General features: G+C 34.0%; 18 protein-coding genes, 1 tRNA gene and 1 pseudogene. 9 read left to right on the top strand and 11 right to left on the bottom strand.

Annotated features, from left to right (window positions below; all coding sequences use genetic code 11):
* Nucleotide 1: 1 nt before the first annotated feature.
* Nucleotides 2-946 carry a malate dehydrogenase gene (gene mdh / locus OM962_RS03425; RefSeq protein WP_264330816.1) on the top strand — a complete coding sequence of 315 codons (945 nt, stop codon included), beginning with the start codon at nucleotides 2-4 and terminating at the stop codon, nucleotides 944-946.
* A gap of 5 nt (nucleotides 947-951) precedes the next feature.
* Here mdh and OM962_RS03420 read toward each other — a convergent pair whose 3' ends face one another.
* From OM962_RS03420 to OM962_RS03410, 3 genes are read right to left on the bottom strand one after another with little or no spacing between them, the layout of a single operon-like run.
* Nucleotides 952-1740: a TatD family hydrolase gene (locus tag OM962_RS03420; protein ID WP_264330815.1), complete on the bottom strand. Its 789-nt coding sequence runs from the start codon at nucleotides 1738-1740 to the stop codon at nucleotides 952-954.
* A complete protein-coding gene (locus OM962_RS03415) occupies nucleotides 1730-2218 on the bottom strand; it encodes an RNA pyrophosphohydrolase (protein ID WP_264330814.1) in 489 nt (162 codons plus the stop codon). Before OM962_RS03415 ends, OM962_RS03420 begins: the two co-directional genes overlap by 11 nt.
* Complete coding sequence (locus OM962_RS03410) at nucleotides 2211-2732, bottom strand: hypothetical protein (RefSeq protein WP_405196972.1); 522 nt, start codon at nucleotides 2730-2732, stop codon at nucleotides 2211-2213. Before OM962_RS03410 ends, OM962_RS03415 begins: the two co-directional genes overlap by 8 nt.
* A 168-nt stretch (nucleotides 2733-2900) precedes the next feature.
* On the opposite strand from OM962_RS03410, the gene OM962_RS03405 reads away from it, so the two are divergent.
* The 3 genes from OM962_RS03405 to tyrS all read left to right on the top strand — a co-directional run bounded on the left by OM962_RS03405 (nucleotide 2901) and on the right by tyrS (nucleotide 6826).
* On the top strand, nucleotides 2901-4988 hold the full coding sequence (locus OM962_RS03405; RefSeq protein WP_264330812.1) for an aldehyde dehydrogenase family protein: 2088 nt from the start codon (nucleotides 2901-2903) through the stop codon (nucleotides 4986-4988).
* A gap of 18 nt (nucleotides 4989-5006) precedes the next feature.
* Nucleotides 5007-5333, top strand: a complete 327-nt coding sequence (gene rsfS / locus OM962_RS03400) for a ribosome silencing factor (protein WP_006014384.1) — start codon at nucleotides 5007-5009, stop codon at nucleotides 5331-5333.
* Nucleotides 5334-5563: 230 nt separating this feature from the next.
* On the top strand, nucleotides 5564-6826 hold the full coding sequence (gene tyrS, locus OM962_RS03395; protein ID WP_264330811.1) for a tyrosine--tRNA ligase: 1263 nt from the start codon (nucleotides 5564-5566) through the stop codon (nucleotides 6824-6826).
* A 102-nt stretch (nucleotides 6827-6928) separates the two neighbouring features.
* Here tyrS and OM962_RS03390 read toward each other — a convergent pair whose 3' ends face one another.
* Nucleotides 6929-7681 carry an ankyrin repeat domain-containing protein gene (locus tag OM962_RS03390; protein ID WP_319606752.1) on the bottom strand — a complete coding sequence of 251 codons (753 nt, stop codon included), beginning with the start codon at nucleotides 7679-7681 and terminating at the stop codon, nucleotides 6929-6931.
* Between the two features lie 228 nt (nucleotides 7682-7909).
* Here OM962_RS03390 and tnpC point away from each other — a divergent pair, with 228 nt between their 5' ends.
* Nucleotides 7910-9262 (top strand): IS66 family transposase, encoded by a 1353-nt coding sequence (gene tnpC, locus OM962_RS03385; RefSeq protein WP_264330459.1) that lies wholly within the window; start codon nucleotides 7910-7912, stop codon nucleotides 9260-9262.
* Between the two features lie 149 nt (nucleotides 9263-9411).
* Here the strand turns inward: tnpC and pdxH are convergent, their stop codons facing one another.
* Genes pdxH through OM962_RS03370 form a run of 3 tightly spaced genes read right to left on the bottom strand, consistent with a single transcriptional unit; the run spans nucleotide 9412 to nucleotide 11075 of the window.
* The gene (gene pdxH / locus OM962_RS03380) at nucleotides 9412-10005 is read right to left on the bottom strand and encodes a pyridoxamine 5'-phosphate oxidase (RefSeq protein WP_264330809.1); all 594 of its coding nucleotides are present in this window, start codon (nucleotides 10003-10005) and stop codon (nucleotides 9412-9414) included.
* 15 nt (nucleotides 10006-10020) lie between these two features.
* Entirely contained in the window at nucleotides 10021-10836 is an 816-nt protein-coding gene (mutM, locus tag OM962_RS03375; protein ID WP_264330808.1) for a bifunctional DNA-formamidopyrimidine glycosylase/DNA-(apurinic or apyrimidinic site) lyase, read from the bottom strand.
* Nucleotides 10837-10853: 17 nt separating this feature from the next.
* Nucleotides 10854-11075, bottom strand: coding sequence for a hypothetical protein (locus OM962_RS03370; RefSeq protein WP_264330807.1), 222 nt, complete (start codon nucleotides 11073-11075; stop codon nucleotides 10854-10856).
* A 19-nt stretch (nucleotides 11076-11094) separates the two neighbouring features.
* Here OM962_RS03370 and OM962_RS03365 point away from each other — a divergent pair.
* A tRNA-Thr gene (locus OM962_RS03365) sits at nucleotides 11095-11167 on the top strand.
* 197 nt (nucleotides 11168-11364) lie between these two features.
* On the top strand, nucleotides 11365-12597 hold the full coding sequence (locus tag OM962_RS03360; RefSeq protein ID WP_264330447.1) for an IS256 family transposase: 1233 nt from the start codon (nucleotides 11365-11367) through the stop codon (nucleotides 12595-12597).
* 35 nt (nucleotides 12598-12632) lie between these two features.
* Here the strand turns inward: OM962_RS03360 and OM962_RS03355 are convergent.
* The 4 genes and pseudogenes from OM962_RS03355 to OM962_RS03340 all read right to left on the bottom strand — a co-directional run.
* Nucleotides 12633-13178 (bottom strand): annotated as a pseudogene (locus OM962_RS03355) (helix-turn-helix domain-containing protein); the annotation flags it as partial.
* 698 nt (nucleotides 13179-13876) lie between these two features.
* On the bottom strand, nucleotides 13877-15403 hold the full coding sequence (locus tag OM962_RS03350; protein WP_264330806.1) for an acyl-CoA carboxylase subunit beta: 1527 nt from the start codon (nucleotides 15401-15403) through the stop codon (nucleotides 13877-13879).
* 124 nt (nucleotides 15404-15527) lie between these two features.
* The gene (locus OM962_RS03345; protein WP_264330805.1) at nucleotides 15528-16169 is read right to left on the bottom strand and encodes a hypothetical protein; all 642 of its coding nucleotides are present in this window, start codon (nucleotides 16167-16169) and stop codon (nucleotides 15528-15530) included.
* Entirely contained in the window at nucleotides 16162-16353 is a 192-nt protein-coding gene (locus OM962_RS03340; protein ID WP_264330804.1) for a hypothetical protein, read from the bottom strand. The genes OM962_RS03345 and OM962_RS03340 overlap by 8 nt, the downstream gene beginning before the upstream one ends.
* Nucleotides 16354-16488: 135 nt before the next feature.
* On the opposite strand from OM962_RS03340, the gene der reads away from it, so the two are divergent.
* Together der and OM962_RS03330 are read left to right on the top strand one after the other, a co-directional pair.
* Complete coding sequence (gene der, locus OM962_RS03335; protein ID WP_264330803.1) at nucleotides 16489-17814, top strand: ribosome biogenesis GTPase Der; 1326 nt, start codon at nucleotides 16489-16491, stop codon at nucleotides 17812-17814.
* A 132-nt stretch (nucleotides 17815-17946) separates the two neighbouring features.
* Nucleotides 17947-18999, top strand: a complete 1053-nt coding sequence (locus OM962_RS03330) for a hypothetical protein (protein WP_264330802.1) — start codon at nucleotides 17947-17949, stop codon at nucleotides 18997-18999.
* The last annotated feature ends 37 nt before the right edge of the window (nucleotides 19000-19036 follow it).

The following is a 19036-nucleotide window of genomic DNA, read 5'->3' as shown; positions in this document are numbered from 1 at the left end:
AATGACAGCACAAAGAAAAAAAATATCTTTGATTGGTGCAGGAAATATCGGTGGGACTCTTGCCCATATGATTGCACTAAGAGAGCTAGGAGATGTTATTTTGCTTGATGTAAGCGATGGAATACCACAAGGTAAAGCGCTTGACATTACAGAATCATCTCCTATTGATCGATCTAATGTCAATATTACTGGTACAAATAGGTATGAAGATATAAAAAACTCTGACGCAATTATAATAACTGCTGGAATTGCCAGAAAACCTGGAATGAGCAGAGATGACCTTCTGCAAACTAATGCTGCAGTAATGAAAGAGGTTGGGGAAAATATTAAAAAACATTCTCCAAACGCATTTGTAATAGTGGTTACCAATCCTTTAGATGCTATGGTTTCAGTGGTGCACAAATCTTCGAGTCTGCCAACTAATATGATTGTTGGTATGGCAGGAGTGCTTGACTCTGCTCGTTTTCGTTATTTTCTTGCAAGTGAGTTAAATATTTCTGTCGAAGATGTATCTGCTTTTGTGCTTGGAGGACATGGTGACACTATGGTACCACTAATCAATTATGCTTCAATTGCTGGCATTCCACTTACCCAAATCATTGAGATGGGTTTGATTACGCGAGGAAAAGTTGATGAAATAGTTGAGCGCACTCGTAATGGTGGAAAAGAAATAGTTGATCTACTTAAATCTGGATCTGCATACTATGCTCCTGCATCTTCAGCCATAAGCATGCTAGAATCATACTTAAAAGATAAAAGGCGTATATTACCATGCGCTGCTTATCTTAATGGTGAATATGGTGTGAAAGACTTATTCATTGGTGTTCCTACTATTATTGGCAAAAATGGAGTTGAGAAAGTTCTAGAAGTTAAAATGAACGATAGTGAACAAGAGATGTTTTATAAATCTGTAAGTGCAGTAAAAGAGCTCTGTCAGCTAAATTAATTGCCCTATAGAATTTCTTTGAGCTCAAGCTTCGAAAACAGTCTAAAAAAATTATTTGTAGTTATTTTTGCTACTTCTTCTGGCGATTCATTCCATAATTTCGCTAAACAATTCACAACGTATTTCACCATTGCCGGTTCATTTTTTCTTCCTCTGTAAGGCTCAGGAGATAGATAAGGTGCATCAGTTTCAACTAAAACACGCTCACGTGGCACATTTTGTGCAATTTCTCTTAGTAAGTTTGCATTTTTAAAAGTAATAATTCCAGAAAATGAAATGTATAATCCCAAGTCCATAGCCTTATAAGCAAGCTCTTTAGAAGAAGCAAAGCAATGCATTACTCCACTAAAAGCGTCCTTCTTCATTTCTGAATTTAACATATCAATCATCTCACTATCAGCACTTCTAGTATGAATAACTAAAGGTAATCCTGTTACTTTTGCCGCTTCTATGTGTGATGCAAAACTTTTTTTTTGATTGCTTTTGTTATCAGATTTATAAAAATCTAATCCAGTTTCACCGATACTAATTACCTTTTGACCCTTAGTAAATTCAATCAATTCATCAGCATTTATACACTCACCTTTTTCCACAGTAGTATCAAGCGGATGTATACCAACGGAGCAGTAGACTTGATCATAGGATGAAGAGATTTTTAATAATTTAGGGATATCATTAATGCTTATACATATGTTATGCAAAATTCTCACACCATTTTGCTCTGCTCTTGAAATTACCTTTGGTATTTCATCATCAGAAAAATAAATTAGATGACAATGAGAATCAACTATCATAAATAGATCCTTTTATGATAGAAGAAAACTCTTCTATCACTTTTTTATAAACTTCTTTTTTGAACGGTATGGCACTGGCTACCAAATCATCCACATTTTGCCAACGCCACTCTTTGAACTCTGGATGATCAGTATAGTTAATATTAATATCCTTATCCTCCCCACAAAATTTCATTAAGAACCATCTTTGCTTTTGGCCAGAATATCTCCCATTCCAGCATGTTGGTATAACTTCCTCAGGTAAGTTATAGTGTATCCACTCTTTATTTTTAGCCACAATTTCTGCTTTATCAGTACCAACTTCTTCCAATAGCTCACGTAGCGCTGCCTGCTCTAGCTCTTCACCATCGTCAACTCCCCCTTGCGGCATCTGCCAATAAGAGTCACTATCAAAGCGTTTTCCAATAAAAATATTCCCCTGTTTGTTAAATAGCATTATGCCAACACAAGGGCGATACTCTTTCTCCTGGCTAACCACAAATATTCTCTGTTACTAAATTATCTATCATAGAAGTTTCAACTACTTTTTTACCATTCATTCTTTCAACAATTTTTTTTGCAACTTCCTTCGCGCTTAGGTTTGAGTTATCAATTTCAAGTGAACCTTGAGGCACAAATAGTTTCTTTCCTTTAATTCTTCTCATAGCAAAATCTGAATCAGTAATTTTTCTCTCCTGCTCTCTTTCCTTTAATTGAACGCGCTTTACTAGTTCTCCACTATTACAATATAACACCACAGGGAGAATCTCCACATTCATTTTTTTACTTAAATTCACCACTGAGTTGTATACTCTTTGATCATAGGAATCACCTTTTATCAATTCGTTTGTAAATATATAATGCTTTGATTCTATATGGTATTTTTCCAATATTGCTAACATATTCTCTCTAATCACAAAAATTTTTTCCCATATTTCACTTGTAACCTCAGCATTTCTGAAGTCAATCATATCAAATATAATATTATTAAACAGGTTATTGTCTACTATCACCCCATCAATAATATTACACAGCTCTTTTGCAATCGTAAGTTTGCCACTACCTGGAAATCCGATTAAGTAAATAAGAGTAGTATTCATAATAATGTGTGTCTTTAAATTTGAATTATAATTTCTTAATGTTTACAATATCATGAAATTGTAAATAAGCTAGAGGTATCGATGAGTATATTTTATGGAAATCAAGAAGAGCAAGAGATTTATAAGAAATACGATGAATTAAGACAAATTCTTACAGATAGTAAAAAAGGCAAAGATATTAAAGATTTACTTATTTCATACCAACCCGTCAGCGTAACACAGTATGAAATTGATCGCTGTGTATATACGCTGGAAAATATTCGCACAATCAAAAAATATCTAAAAAATCAAGCAGATATTGACATTACTGTTTTCTTACCTTCAAATTTGCCATTGTATTCATTATTGCTGTTCGTAATAATGCCCAGCTTTGTTTCCAGAAGTGTGGTTTTACGCCCTAATACCGCATTAATAGAGAAATGTGCTATAGAAGAATTATTTAACATATTAAGGTTAAAGGATATTTGTCCTAATATAGAAATTTTTTCAGGAAGTAGGGATGAATTTCTACAAAATCATGTTAGTCGGTCAGATTTAATTATTTTTACAGGTCGTAATGAGACAAAAAATAAAATTAAAAAATGCATGAAACTTAATGCATTGATGATAAATAACGGGTCTGGTCATAATCCGATTGTAGTTACTGAAGATGCTGATGTTGACAAAGCTATAAAAGGCCTTGTATACTCAAGGTTCTTCAATAGTGGTCAAGATTGTGCAGGTCCTGATGCAGTTTTTGTTCATAAAGAAATAAGAAATAAATTCATAGAAAAGCTAAAGGAAAAAGTTTCTAGCTTAAAAGTGGGAGACCATTCTGATCCAGATACAATATTAGGCAGGATACATAGAAAAGAAGAATTAGAAAGATTGCACAGCGTAATTGAAAGTAATAAAAGTAAAATAATTCTAGGTGGAAGAGTGGATATGCAAAGTACAATTGTGCATCCAACGATTGTTCTATCAGGTATTGAATCTGGAAACTTAAATTATAAGGAAGTATTTGGTCCAGTTTTATTCCTTTATACGTATCAGGACGATGAGCAATTACAACTCTATTTTGAGGATAAAAATGGAGTGTACATACAAAATAAGATGTATGTTTCTTTGTTTGGAACAAGTCCATATATTGAATCTAGAGATGATAATAATTTAGTGAGGGAAAATGGTAGTGCAAAAGGTAAAGTGGGAATAGTTCTAAATAATAAGATTATACACGACATTATAATAGATAATGGAACTGTACCTTATGGTGGATACAGTAAGGGTGCATCTTCTATAATACGTAAAAGAGAAGACAAAAAATTTGAAAGCATTGCAATTCCTATATTAATTCCAGAGGTAATATATGAAATTTTTATAAAAGAGATTAAAATAAATGACTTGGTGCATAGAGTTGAATCAGAGCAAGTACAGGAGGTCATTAACAAAAAAAATTTACAAGAAACAAGACGTAAAATATCAGCAGAATTTATTAAATTAACAAAAGAAACATTTAAGGATAATCTAGTATTTGCATTTATATTCGGCAGTATAGCAAGCTCTACTTTTCAGCACAATAAAAGCGATATGGACACTTTTGTTTGCTTGAAAAAAAAGGAAGAGAAAATTAGATACTTTATAAGTGAAGTGAAAGTTCTTCATGAGAAATTTAATCTAAAAGTTGACGATGATTATCCATCTGAGATAGTGGAATATTCTACTTTAATAGAAGAGATATATCATTTATACTATCAATTATATGGTATAAATTACAATCCTTGGTTAGACAATGAAAAGTATGATTACCGTTTTCTTGTAAAGTTTGAATGTTGTAGCGATAAAATATATGATATAGTGCTTTGGTCAGCTATAATTGCAACAGGTGCAAAAATTGCTTTAATCAAGAAGGATAGTAATTCATTGTGTCAGCTTAAAGAACATGCCAAAGATTTAATAGCTAGTATAATTGAAGAAATTCTACAGAATATTGAAAATATTGAAACAGCTGATTTGCCAAAAGCTTTAAAAAAAGAATATCCTGGGTGCAGCAGTAAGGAAATAGCTAGTAAATTAAGAGAATTGAACTTTTGTGAAATATTACTGCATACTATAGATTGGCCTAAGACGGAACTTATCGACGTAAAGGTAAGTAGCTATGGCAAAAAGGTTGCTTCTTGTTCACCACTTTAGTAAAATGAATTAAAAACAATGTCTAAGGTATACAATAACACAGAATCAATAAAAAGTAAGATTGTAGATATAATAGATCAAAACAAAGGTCAAGATATAGTTACTTTTGATGTGCAGAATAAAACTGTCATTGCAAAATATATGATCATTGCATCCGGTGATTCGAGCCGCCATGTAAAAGCATTAGCTGAGCACGTGATGAAAAATCTCAAGCAATATGATAAAATAGATGTAGAAGGTATGGATGAAGGTAACTGGGTGATTGTGAATTTTCAAGGTATAATGGTTCACCTATTCAGGCCAGAAGTAAGAGAATATTATAAGATAGAAGAGTTATGGAATTGATTATCCAGGTAGCTGGTATACACTTGCTCAAATGTTGTAATTTTGAAGGCAACCCTTATGAAGTTGGTGGTGTCATTCCAGTGCTTGACACTGGAATCTAGAAAACTTAATCATAAACGAGCACACTATACAACATTTTTGATGAAATTTCATAATAAACTGGATTCCAGCGTCAAGCACTGGAATGACACCATCGTTAACAACACCGTTTACACACAAAATAACATATTATGAAACATAAATCCGAGTTTTTAAATTTCATTCAAGAAAGAGGATACCTATATCAATGTACAAACATTGAAGGGTTAGACCAGCTATTATCACAAGATAATTATATAATTGCATACATTGGGTTTGATTGCACTGCACCAAGTCTGCATATTGGTAGTCTCATTCAAATTATGATGCTCCGCCACCTACAAAAATTTGGTTATAAACCAATAGTTCTACTTGGAGGTGGTACAACAAAAATTGGTGACCCTTCTGGCAAAGACAAAGCAAGAAGCTTCTTGCCGATAGAAGATATCAAACAAAATATACTAGTTATAAAGAAAACTCTCGAGAAAATGATATCTTTCGATGATGGAAAGACTGGCGCAGTGGTAGTAAATAACTCAGATTGGCTAGATAACATAAAATACATAGATTTTTTGCGTGATATAGGTGCACATTTTTCTGTAAATCGCATGTTAGGCTTTGATAGTGTGAAAATTAGGCTAGATAGGGAGCAAAATCTAAGCTTTCTCGAGTTTAACTACATGTTGTTACAAGCCTATGATTTTGTCGAGTTGAATAAAAAGTATGGCTGTCGTCTCCAGATTGGAGGATCAGACCAATGGGGAAATATAGTAAATGGAATTGAACTTGGCAAAAAGTTGAATTTATCTGAGCTGTTTGGTCTTACCACGCCTCTTTTACTAAATGCACAAGGAAAAAAGATGGGCAAAACTGAAAGTGGAGCTATATGGCTTGATGGAAGTATGCTAAATCCTTATGACTACTGGCAATATTTTCGCAATGTTGATGATCGAGATGTTGGCCGTTTTTTGAGACTTTTCACCGACTTATCAATTGATGAAATAAAAAAACTAGAGTCCTTGAAGGATCAAGAAACAAACGAAGCAAAAAAGGTTTTGGCAACAGAAGTGACGAAAATATGTCACGGTTGCAAAGAAGCCGAACTTGCACGATCTGCTGCAATCTCTGCTTTTGAAAATGAAGACAGTTCATTGCTTTCTGGTTACACTATTACAAAAGAACAAATTGCAAATGGTATACCCTTGATAGACCTGCTGTATGACACCGGTTTTGAACCTTCAAAAGGTGCGGCAAAGCGTTTAATACAAGGCAATGGATGCAAAGTTAATGATAATACTATAAACGATGTTAACTATACAATAAAATCTGAAAGCTTTAAAGGTCAGCCATTTATAAAATTATCTGCAGGAAAGAAACGCCATATTAAAATTTTAGTGAGTGAAGTAAGAAAGTAAATTTGTCTCTGTTCAGCAGAATAGCAAAATAAGGTAGCCAAGAAAAGACAATTATAGGAACAAATGGATATCATTGAAGCAGCTGACACTGTGGCAGAATCGCTAGGCAACCCTACTATCGCTAGCAGTTTCTTGCTGTCGATTTGCTGAGATTGGTTTATCAACTTGAGTATCAGGCTTTGACAATTTATATATAGCATTGCCAACTATTAGTGCTGTTGCTGTAATTGCAACTACTGCTATCACTATAGGTATTAACTCAGCTGTAATTGCTCCGGCTGTAAAAAGTGCTATAGATATAGCAGTACCTAATAATGCAGTTACTCCACCGGCAATCCACCCTTTCTTGATTGCTTGACAATTAAGATAGTATAAAGGAGTCTCTCCCCACATATCTACTGCATTAACATTGACACCTCTTTCTACAAGAGCATCTATTATGGCCATACTGCGAAATAAAGCAGCATAGTGTAAAGGAGTCCTTCTCCATATATTTATTGCATTAACATCTGCACCTTTTTCTATGAGAGCGTTTGCTATGTTTATACTATCAAGATAAGTAGTATTATGTAAAGGAGTATCTCCTTTTACATCTTTTTCATTAACATTTGCCCTTTTTTCCATGAGAGCCTTCGCTATATTTTCTAGGTTAAAGGAAGCCACCAAGTGCAAAAGAGTCGCTTTTTCACCATCTTTAAACACATAATTTATATCAAAGCCAGACTTTTCCCACTCTTCATATTCCTTTGAATATCTTTTCAGCTCATTTTGTATTTTTTCAATTACGTTATCTTTGCTTAAATCTTTGTCAACATTAACTAAACTCAATAATTCGTGCCAATTTGAAATTTCCATTGCCATAACCTTACCTTTAATTTTCAATAATGTATTTAATTATATGATAAGAAGTCAATTTAAATAAATTACACATACATGGAACTTATCAGATAAATATATAATATGAACTAGATTCCAGCGTATCCGTTCAGAGGTGTGGCAAGAATAAAAAACAATTGACATAATATATTAAAGTAGTAATAACACAAAATGTTGATAGTAAAGTAAGGCTAGATGCTTCAATTGTTGATCAGTATTGTAGAGTTATGTAAAAACTTAGAGCAGAAAGTAGCAAAGATTGAAGAAAAAAATAAAATCTTAGAAATAGAGAATGCTGAACTAAGAGAGAGACTCGGCTTAAACTCAAGGAATTCATCTTTACCAAGTTCAAAAGAGCTGTACAAAATAAAAAAAGACACACCAGAAGATAAGTCAGAGGGCGGCAGGAAGATAGGTGGTCAAGTTGGACATAAGGGGAATTGCCGAGCTAAAATGGAAGCAGATGAGGTGGTGAAGGTAGAGTTACCAAATAGATGCGAGTGTGGTGAAGAAATCGCAATATCGGAAAAACCATATGTCTATCAAAAAGTTGATTTACCAGAAATTAAGCCTTACGTAGTTGAGTATCAATTAGAACATGGTCGCTGTCGTAAATGCGGAAAAAGAAGGAGTAGCAAATTACCAGAAGGAGTTACACCGGATACCTTTGGTCCTAGAGTTAAGTCAGTAGTTGCATCACTAAGTGGGTTTTATAAGAATTCAAAGCGAGAAATAGCGAATATTATGAAAGACATCTTTAACATGAGTATAAGTGTTGGTAGTGTGTCCAATAGTGAAGCAAGGGTTTCGTCAAAATGTAAAGAAGCCTATGAACAAATAGAGGAAGAAATAAAAGCAAGCGAAATTTTGCATATTGATGAAACCAGTCACTACAACAAAGGCAAATTGGGATGGTGCTGGATGTTTGCCAACAATAAAGCAAGTCTTATGAAGTTAGCAGATACAAGAGGAATGAAATTTTTAAAGAATAGTGCATTTTGTGATTACAAAAACCTGGTAATTACTGACAGATATGCAGTTTACAACCACTTCAGTGATGAAAAACGACAAATTTGTTGGGCTCACTTATTGAGAAATTTCGAGAGGTTATCTCATAGTTGGAATAGTGAAGTAATGAGACTTGGCCATTGTTTAAAAGACGCAGCTAATGGATTGTTTGTATTAAAAAACGCTTTGTCAGAAAATGAAATTAGTATTTCAAAGTTCACTAAGCAAGCTAAAGAATTACGAAGATACATACAGTACTGCATGATAAAAATATCTTATATACTTGAAGCAAAAGGAGCTTCACGAACGGTAAAGGGTATTATAAAATCCGAGTCAATGATGTGGACATTTTTGGATGACCCAGAGAATATTCCATTAACGAATAACCATGTTGAGCGACAGATACGGCATTATGTTGTCTATCGTAAGAATTCATATTTTGCACAGTCAGAGCGAGGGAATAGATTTCTTGAGCGGATAATTTCGTTGTATCTGACTTGGAAACAAAAGGAATTAAACCCTTTTCAAAACCTGCTAGCTGTTGTTTCTTAAACCACACCTCTGAACGGATACAAATATTTTGCGTAAGTATTACAATACGTTACATACAACAAGTTTTTAAACCATAAAAAGTTACTTGATCAGGTCCTGTTATGACAATAAATCCTTATCTTTGATCTGCAGAGTAGCTTTCTCTAACGTTAGGGATATAATTGTTCCACTTTCCAATTGCTTTTCTCAACAAGAGTATATCTAAATCTAGTGTGTCTCCTATATTCACCTTCTTGCCAAAATTCAATTACCTTTGGGATTACGCAAAATCCCACCCAAAAGTCAGGACGAGAAACTTGTGTATTGTAAAATTCTTTCTCTTTCAATTCTATAGCCTGCTCAAAATCTTGCCAATTTTTCAGAACTCTTGATTGTTTTGAGCACCACGCGCTAATTTGACTATCGCGTGCTCGAGAAGAGAAATATTCGTCAGCCTTTTTGCCGCTTAGAAGCCTAACTTCTCCTTCAATTCGTACTTGTCTAGAAAATTCTGTCCAATGAAATACGAGTGCAGCTTTGGGGTTCTCAGTCAATTCTTTTCCTTTTCTACTGTTTACGTTAGTAAAGAACACAAAACCTTCCTTACTATATTCCTTTAGTAATACCACTCTTGCAGATGGAATGCAGTCTTTGCTACACGTTGCTAGCGTCATTGCAGTTGACTCTTTACACGGAAAATTAAGTACTTCTTGATACCACTTTGAAAACAAATCAAAAGGATCTTTTTCAGGTAAGAGTGTCATATGCAAAAATAAAATTTAATTCTGACATGCATTGCAAAAATAAGTGCTACGACCATTTTGTCGTATAAGTGTTATGATATTGTTGCAGATTCTGCAAGGTTTTTGCACTTTACCATATACGTAAAAGTTATTTTGAAAGTATCCAGCAGATCCAGATGGTTGTGCATAATCTTTCAGTGTTGAACCACCAGCAGCAATTGCATCACTCAGAGTATTTTTTATTTCGATAGCAAGTTTTTCGCACTCTATATATGTTAAATCTTGCGCTAGCCTAAGTGGTGATATGCGAGCTCTAAATAAGCTCTCAGAAGCATATATGTTACCTACGCCAACTATTAGCTTATTATTCATTAATACTGATTTGATATTTGCTTTTCTGTTCTTTAGCAACTTCTGTAAATAATGTCCGTCAAATTCATCTGTGAGGGGTTCTATTCCTAGGTTATTAAAAAAATTTAGTTCTTGCTCTCTGTTTAAAACAATCACTAATCCAAACCTTCTTGGGTCATTAAAGATTAGTGAAGTGTTGTCAGAAAATAAGAATATCACATGATCATGTTTGTTCTGTGCTTGATTGTCTTCAGCATATATAAGCTTTCCGCTCATGCCGAGGTGTATGATTACAGCCATACTAACATCTATATTCGAGATTATATATTTACCTCTACGCTTGATATCATTTATAACTTTGCCCTTTAGCAAATCATCAATATTTTTTGTTATTGGTACACGCAAATTACAATTATTGACTGTCACATTGCTTATTTTCTTATTTTTGATTTTATCAAATAAGAAGTTAGAGATGACTTCCACTTCTGGCAGCTCTGGCATGATACCTCCTTAAAAACTTAAGTTTCTGATGGTAATTTTGTCGTTAAAGCTTCCTCAAATATGTTTGGGTATTCTGCGGCGCTTTCTCCTAAAAATTCCTCACCACAAACAAATTTTGAAAGGGGTCTGCTTTGTCTACTCTGTTGCTGTTTTTTTCTTTTTAGAATATTTTGCTTTAAAGCTTTTGCCAATCTTTTTCTCTCTTCTTCTTTTTCCTTATTTTTTTTTATGTTATTCATTATCATAATACGTGAACTTGCCGTTGTAGCTCAGGTGGTAGAGTACGTCATTGGTAATGACGAGGTCCCAAGTTCGAACCTTGGTAACGGCAGTTTAGAGGACGATATTCATAAAGTCAACCCTCTAGATGCTAATTAGATTATAGAAAAATGTCTAGTAAATACCTTTTATACACTACCATTAAGCTGCTTTTTCAGTATCACTATTCAATAATACCGGGAACGTTCAAAAAAGTGTGTCAAACCGAGAAGTAAAGTAATAAATTGATATAAAAAATGGAGGTTTGATATGAGTCAAGCAAATAGAACTAATGGGTTGGTAGATTATAAAGAATTAGAAACAAATATCCTGTCATCTATACGAGAAGGAAAACCATTGACAGGAAAAGATGGAGCATTAACACCGTTTATAAAAAGGTTGCTAGAGGCAAGTCTGGAAGGTGAAATAGAAAACCACATGTCAGCTAAAAGTGAAGAAAATAACCGAAGAAATGGGAGAAACGCAAAAACTTTACGCACGAGTGGAGGCTCATTTGAGCTGCTAACACCAAGAGATAGGGAGGGAAGTTTTGAACCACAAATAGTTAGAAAAAGGCAAACAAGCCTACATCCAGAACTTGAAGCAAAGGTATTAAGTACATACGCCAGTGGCATGGGATACAGAGACATAGCTTCACACGTTGAGGAAATATATGACCACAAAATATCAGCAGCAGAGATATCCAGTATTACTGATAAACTGCTACCAATAATCAATGAATGGCGCAGCCGTCCACTGCAATCAGTATATCCAATAGTGTTCATGGATGGCATGTTTTTTAAGGTTAAGGAGGATGGACATTGTGTAAGCAAGTGTATGTATAACATATTAGGCATAGATCAAAATGGCAGAAAAGAAGTATTAGGTTTTTATTTGGCTGAAAGTGAGGGAGCTAATTTCTGGTTGGGAGTGCTAAATGACCTCAAAGAAAGAGGAGTAGAAGATATTCTAATTGCCTGCATTGATGGGCTAAAAAGCTTTTCTACAGCTATAAATAGTATATTTCCTAAAGCAGAAGTACAACTATGTATAGTGCATCAGATAAGGAATTCACTGAAATATGTATCTAGCAAAGATGTAAAAGTTTTCATGAATGATTTGAAAAAAATATATCGTGCTTCAAGTAAAGAAATTGCCGAAAATTATTTGCTTGAACTGGAGGAAAAATGGGGCGAAAAGTATCCATTAGTCATAAAATCTTGGCAGAATAATTGGGAAAATTTGTCCAGTTATTTTAAGTATTCAGGTCCTGTTAGGAGGCTAATTTATACCACTAATCCTATTGAGGGACTGCACAGACAGATTAGAAAATTTACTAAAACCAAAGGCTCATTTACTAATACAAATGCCTTGTATAAACAGGTATATTGTGCTATAAAAAAAGTAGAGCAAAAATGGGCTATGGCTTTACCTAATTGGGCTTTAACTATATCTCAACTTGATATCTTTTTTCCTGATAGATTAAAAATTGAGTTGAATTAAAAATACGGTTTGACACACTTTTTTGAACGTTCCCTTCGTCCAATACCTTTGATATTACCAACATAATAACTGTCTTGGCTACCTAAGTATCCTGGATGCTCTGTTTCAATTTCTCCATGGGCCTCTTTTTCTTCCTTAGCCTTTTCTAGAGCTGTTATCTGTTCTTCTGTTAAAATGATACCATCCTGAGCTACTTTTGCTTCTAATGCCTTTAACCTCTTTTTAAAATTTTCAAGATCGTTTCTTTGCCACACTGATCTTATTCCACTTGCAGAGATGAGAATTCCTCTCTTTTTCAGTTCGTTTGCTGCTCTTTCTTGTCCGTATGCTGGAAACTCTATTGCTATTTCAACTACTGCTTTTTCTATATCCTCCGACACTCTATTTGCATACAATGGCTTGCTTTTGCTTATCTCGTGTAAAGCCTCTTCTCCTCCTGTTTCATACAGTTCTTTGAAGCGGTAAAATGTATCCCTTGAATATCCCATTACTTTACACGCCTGTGATACATTTCCTAATTGCTTTGCAAGTTCTAGCAATCCCAACTTTGGTTTTAGTATTTTTTCTTGTGTTGTATTCATATCTGACACTCCTTTAAAACTTGTCTATATTTTTATCTTACTTTGTTTGCCTGTCAGATCAAGTCTAAACTATTACAATTTTATTGCTAAGTAGGTGATAAGGATAATTTTAATTATCTCTTTAAAACTTTACTCTTCCCATATTATTGAACACCTTATAATAAAGACTGAGAAGAAAGTTATAAAGGATTCCATATTCTTATCATCATAGCGCTGTTACTATAGTAATAACACTAAGAATAACTATAAGTTTCTTTGAATGATAGTTGAATTTTGATTGAAATTTTGAGGCTATAAAAACCGCAGGTACCAGTTGGTTTTTATTAGCTAAAGTAAAGGTCAAGTATCTGGAATTCTGAACATAAAATCCCCCTGTGAAAAAAAAGATTAGAAAAAAATGCAGTGCACATACGACAGAAATTAAGTATGTGTGTATGCACCCACATAAGCTGAAGAGGATACGCTACATTTTTTTATGAGTTTAATAAAAAAAGTCTGCAGACAAAGATAAATTTTTGAGCTCTAAAAGTATCTCTAATTGTCATTATAATCAGACTTAAAATATGCGGAAGTAATTTTTAGCTAAAGTAAGAATACATTGTAGAAAAAAGAACCCAAAAGTTAGCGTTATTGGTAATCCAAGCGCTAGTCTTGGTGTAACGGCACTGTAGACCTTACAATAAAGACTGAGAGGAAAGTTACAAAGGAAGATTATCATGCTTCTTCCATATTCTTTCTACTTTCTTGTTTTTAAGTAGTTCTAGTGCTTTGTGAAGGTGATACCTTGTTTTACTTGGCACTATTATATCATCAATATATCCATGTGATGCAGCAAAAAATGGATTAGCAAATTTCTCTTTATATTCTTTGATTAATGTTTGCTGGTCTTTTTTATGCCTAAATATAATTTCAACTGCACTTTCAGGTCCCATTACAGCTATTTCAGCGGTTGGCCAAGCATAATTTATATCACCTTTTAAATGCTTTGAGTTCATAACAATATATGCACCACCATACGCTTTTCTAGTGATAAGGCTAATTTTCGGCACGGTCGCTTCAGCGTAAGCGTAAAGCAGTTTCGCTCCGTGTTGTATTATATTATTGTATTCTTGATTTGTACCTGGCAGGAAACCTGGAACATCAATAAGTGTGATGATGGGAATGTTAAACGCGTCACAAAATCTTACAAACCTCGCAGCTTTTCTTGAAGAGTCAATATCCAAGCATCCTGCAAGGTGCATAGGTTGATTTGCAACAACACCAATAGTATTTCCTCCAATTCTGCCAAAGCCAATTATGATGTTACGAGCAAAATCGGGCTTTAGTTCAAAAAATTTCCTTTCATCACACACCTTTTCAATAAGTTCATATATATCATAAGGAGTGTTAGGATTGGTAGGGACTAGAGTGTTCAAAGATTCATCAACATCATCAATTAAGTCACAGATTGTTACAGGTTTTGTCAACTCTTGATTGTTTGCTGGCAAAAAGGTAAGGAATTCACGGATTTTCAGCAGCATTTCAACATCGTTATTGAACGCAAAATCTGCTACTCCTGTTTTGCTTGTATGAATTTTTGCTCCACCGAGATCTTCGTGGCTTACGTTCTCATATGTAACTTTTTTCACTACATCTGGTCCGGTTATAAACATGTATGAGCTATTTTTTACCATGAAAGTAAAATCAGTCAGTGCTGGAGAATAAACTGCCCCACCAGCACATGGACCCATGATTAGAGAGATTTGTGGTATAACGCCTGATGCATTTACATTCCTTTGAAAAATTTCTCCGTAACCAGCAAGGGAATTTACTCCCTCTTGAATTCTAGCTCCACCAGAGTCGTTTAGTCCGATAATTGGAATCCTGGCATTAATTGCCATATCCATAATTTTGCATATTTTTTTTGCATGTGATGCACCAAGTGATCCACCAAAGACAGTGAAATCCTGAGAATAAACAAAAACTTTTCTGCCATAAATAGTACCATGGCCAATTACAACTCCATCACCTAAAAAATCAGCATTTTGCATGCCAAAATCAGTTGCGTGATGCTTCACAAACTTATCATACTCTTGAAATGAATTTTCATCGAGCAATATACTCAGCCTTTCTCTAGCGGTTAGCTTTCCTTTTTCATGTTGCTTATTAACCCTATCAGGACCTCCTCCTTTTTCGGCTTCTAATGTTTTGATCTTTAGAGTTTCTAGTATTTCAGAGTCTTGCATGTAGTAAAATAACTTTCAAATTGGTTGTAAACTTTATTGAGCTTACAAATCCTATTGATTATACACATACACCGTTACTGCATGCAACGGTGTATGTGTACGATAATTAATGCGCTAGCAATTTCTATTTAATATTTTGAGAATGCTGAGACTCACTAACATTCTGTGCACTTGCACTTGTTACACCTGTTGATGGATTAATTGTTATAACTTCTCTTTCAATTCCTTGTAAGTTTGAAGCCAATGAGACCAATTTTGCTAGAGTCATGTCATTATATTTATCCATCTTCTTATTCTCATAATAGCCAATTTTTATTTTTACAGCTTTGTTTTCCTCGAAGTCCTCAGGACTTATATTATCACTTAAATCAGTACAAAATACGTTACCATTTCCACTAATATTTAAAGCAATACTGCAATCTCTATCACCCACTTTCCAGTTAAATTTAATTATACAAGACTCATTTAGTATTTGATAAAGCCTTACACCATCATCACTTTGTGAAACACGCACCAACCTTTTATCTTCTGGAGATACCAATGTAAAAGCTTCAATTTTTGGATTACTATCCTTTAAGGCTTTACCAGGAAATGAGTTATCAAATTTTAACTCACCTCTGCCTTCTTTTAACGATACCCATGCAGTAAATGATTTATCTTCTTTTCCTCTCAACCTCACATCTATAGAATCATTACCTGTATATTCAGCAATTCCTTTTCGAATTACACTCAGAAATTTCTTAGTTTCTTCATCATTGTCACTCAAAAAAAAGCTCCTTATTTGCATGTGAACGGGATGGATCATTGAGATTTTCCAATGCTTTAGCCAAAGTTATATACTCATATATACGTGTCCTGTTGTTATAAGGTGTCCCTAATTTATAAATTCTAGGAGTTAATTGAGCAACTTGATCGAAATTCATTATTAAAGTTTCATTTGCATTATGCATAGCGCCTCCAATTCTACATAATAAACTTAAGATAAAATATCCTAATTTTAGGATAGGTATATAATCTATCAAGTCAATAGTTAAACTAAAAAATTTTGATTATAATTTACTATTTATAAAATACGCTCTTAAACTATGCTGAAAATAGTCATAATAGGCCTTCCAAATGCAGGCAAGTCAACTCTTTTTAATAGGTTGGTGAGAAGAAAAGCAGCGGTGGTTAGTGACATTCCAGGAGTAACGAGAGATAGGCGTGAAGGAATTGGAAGAATTAGTGATTTAGAGTTTAAAGTTATAGATACAGGAGGATGGAATGACCAAACCAGTTTTTCACTACAAGTTATTGAACAAATAGAGCTTTCTTTATTAAGCGCAGATGTAATTTTTTTTCTTGTTGATGCAAGAGTGCAAAATGAGCAGAACAAAGAGTTTGCAAAGTGGCTGAAGAGAAAAACGAACAAACCTGTAATACTAATAGCAAACAAATGCGAAAGTCATAAATCGGAAAACGTTGATTATTTGCAGTTCTTCAACTTCATAGGTCCGGTGTACATCTCAGCCGAACATAATCTTGGTATGATTGATCTTTATGATGCATTAGCTAGTGTTATTGAAGGTCTTAGCGAAGGCACTGAGCTGCCTGAAAGTGAGTCCATTAGACTGAGGATTGCAATCATCGGTCGCCCAAACGTTGGAAAATCAACTTTTTTAAACAGTTTACTTGCAGAAAATAGACTAATAGTAAGCTCAGAACCCGGTACCACGCGTGACTCTGTGGATATTTCATACGACCATAATGGGAAATTAATCACTCTCATCGACACTGCGGGAATCCGCAGAAAGGCAAATGTTGTTGATAACTTAGAATCAAGATTTGTTGAAAAAAGTATAGAGTCAATAAAGCGCTCTCATGTAGTGATTTTAATGTTAGATTCCTTGCTTGGCATTGAGCAGCAGGATTTATCAATTGCTGAAGCTGCAATTAAAGGGGGGAAGGGAATTATCATTGTTTTAAATAAGTGGGATTTAATAGGTAAGGATGACAGAAGTAAGTTAATAAAATTTGTCAAACAACAGGAAGTGACTCGGTTATTTTTGGAAGTGCCAACTGTAACAATTTCTGCATTGAAAGGTATGCGCTGTGGTGATGTGATAGATAAGTGTCTTGAAGTGAGTGAATCCTTAAACAAGAAGATCAGCACTGCAAAACTGAATAATTGGCTAATAGATGCCGTGGAAAAACATTCTCACCCACTTATAAAAGGTAGAGCAATTAAAATGAAGTATATTGCTCAAATTGGCACCAAACCTCCAGCTTTTTCTTTGGTATGCAACGTCCCGGAAAGTGTTGATGAGAGTTATAAACGTTATTTGACTAATGGTCTTAGAAAAAACTTCTTTGTTGAAGGTGTACCAGTTAGATTGCTTTTGAAAAAGAATAAAAACCCCTATGTAAAGTAGATAATCTTGTTTTACTAATAATATACTTTTTTATCTTAGTAATATTATTAATAAGTAAATAATATTACTTAAATAAGTAGTTGATAAATTAATATTATATAGTAAAGTATTAACTTATTTAGTACTTTTGCTATGAATTATAAAGGACAAGATTTAAGGCCTGGATCTCCACATACTTTCACAGTTGATACACCTTTAGTATTTCAGTGGCTTCCAAAAAGATATGGATACCCGATTCCAGAAAAATATTTGGAAAGATTGAGCAATTGGGCAAAAAGGGAAGATACGCGTGTAGTGAAATTAGTAATAAATGGATCTGGTTTTACTCCTGAGCAACGCAAAGAGTTGGAGAATAAAATATCAAACAGAAAATTTAACCCAAACAAAAATATAGAACTTATAGATTTTAATGAGCTGGATTTAGGAGAGTATGAATTCAGCTTTCACTTACAACCAAATAAGAAAACAGAACTATCTAAATGTCCTTTATACAATGTATCTCAATATTTCAAAGATCTATACTCTATTCCAGAAAGTAAAAGATTATCTTTTGGTGTTGAGATAGACACTATGCGTATATTTATGTTGTTAGCACTGAAGTCTCCTATGATCTATTTTGATTTTGATATCTTACCTAAAGAAGATAAGAAAGTTGGTGAGATTCAGGCTGTGCATGGCTTTTTGGTTGCTGAAAATGACAGAAAAGGTTATGACTATGATGGTATAGCAAGTATTGAAAATGCTATCATTGTTCTAAGCGATGCTGGTAGAGTAAAAATTATGGAAATTTACAATGAAGTAAAGAATAAGTTTCAAAAAGATTATCCTTTGTTTAAGTTATCAGAACATGAGATTTACAAAATTATGGAAGAGATAGTATATTTCACTCTTTCTAATGACGTTCTTCTTATATCTAGCTATCAAGATTCTAACAAACGTTACAATAGACGTTTGGAAGAAGCAAGATTGCTTATGCAAGAAACATTTGGGTTTAAAACCAATGGAGGAGAAGTTGATGTTCAATATGACAATAGCTGGACGAAAAACAAGGATGAATTGTATACCAAAGAAGAAATTGCAAAAATAGATAGTGATACTAGAGTTGCAACTGATATGAAAGGGCTGATTACTGAACCAATATACAACGGCGAGCATATGTATAGAGGTGTAAAAGTAGTAACATAGTACTTAGTGTTCTATCGTTACATGAAACGTTGTCAAA

It is taken from the genome of Wolbachia endosymbiont (group B) of Erebia ligea, from assembly GCF_947179575.1.
GTDB lineage: Bacteria > Pseudomonadota > Alphaproteobacteria > Rickettsiales > Anaplasmataceae > Wolbachia > Wolbachia pipientis_C.
Note: the sequence above shows the minus strand (reverse complement) of the source record. Positions and strands in the feature narration are given on the sequence as shown.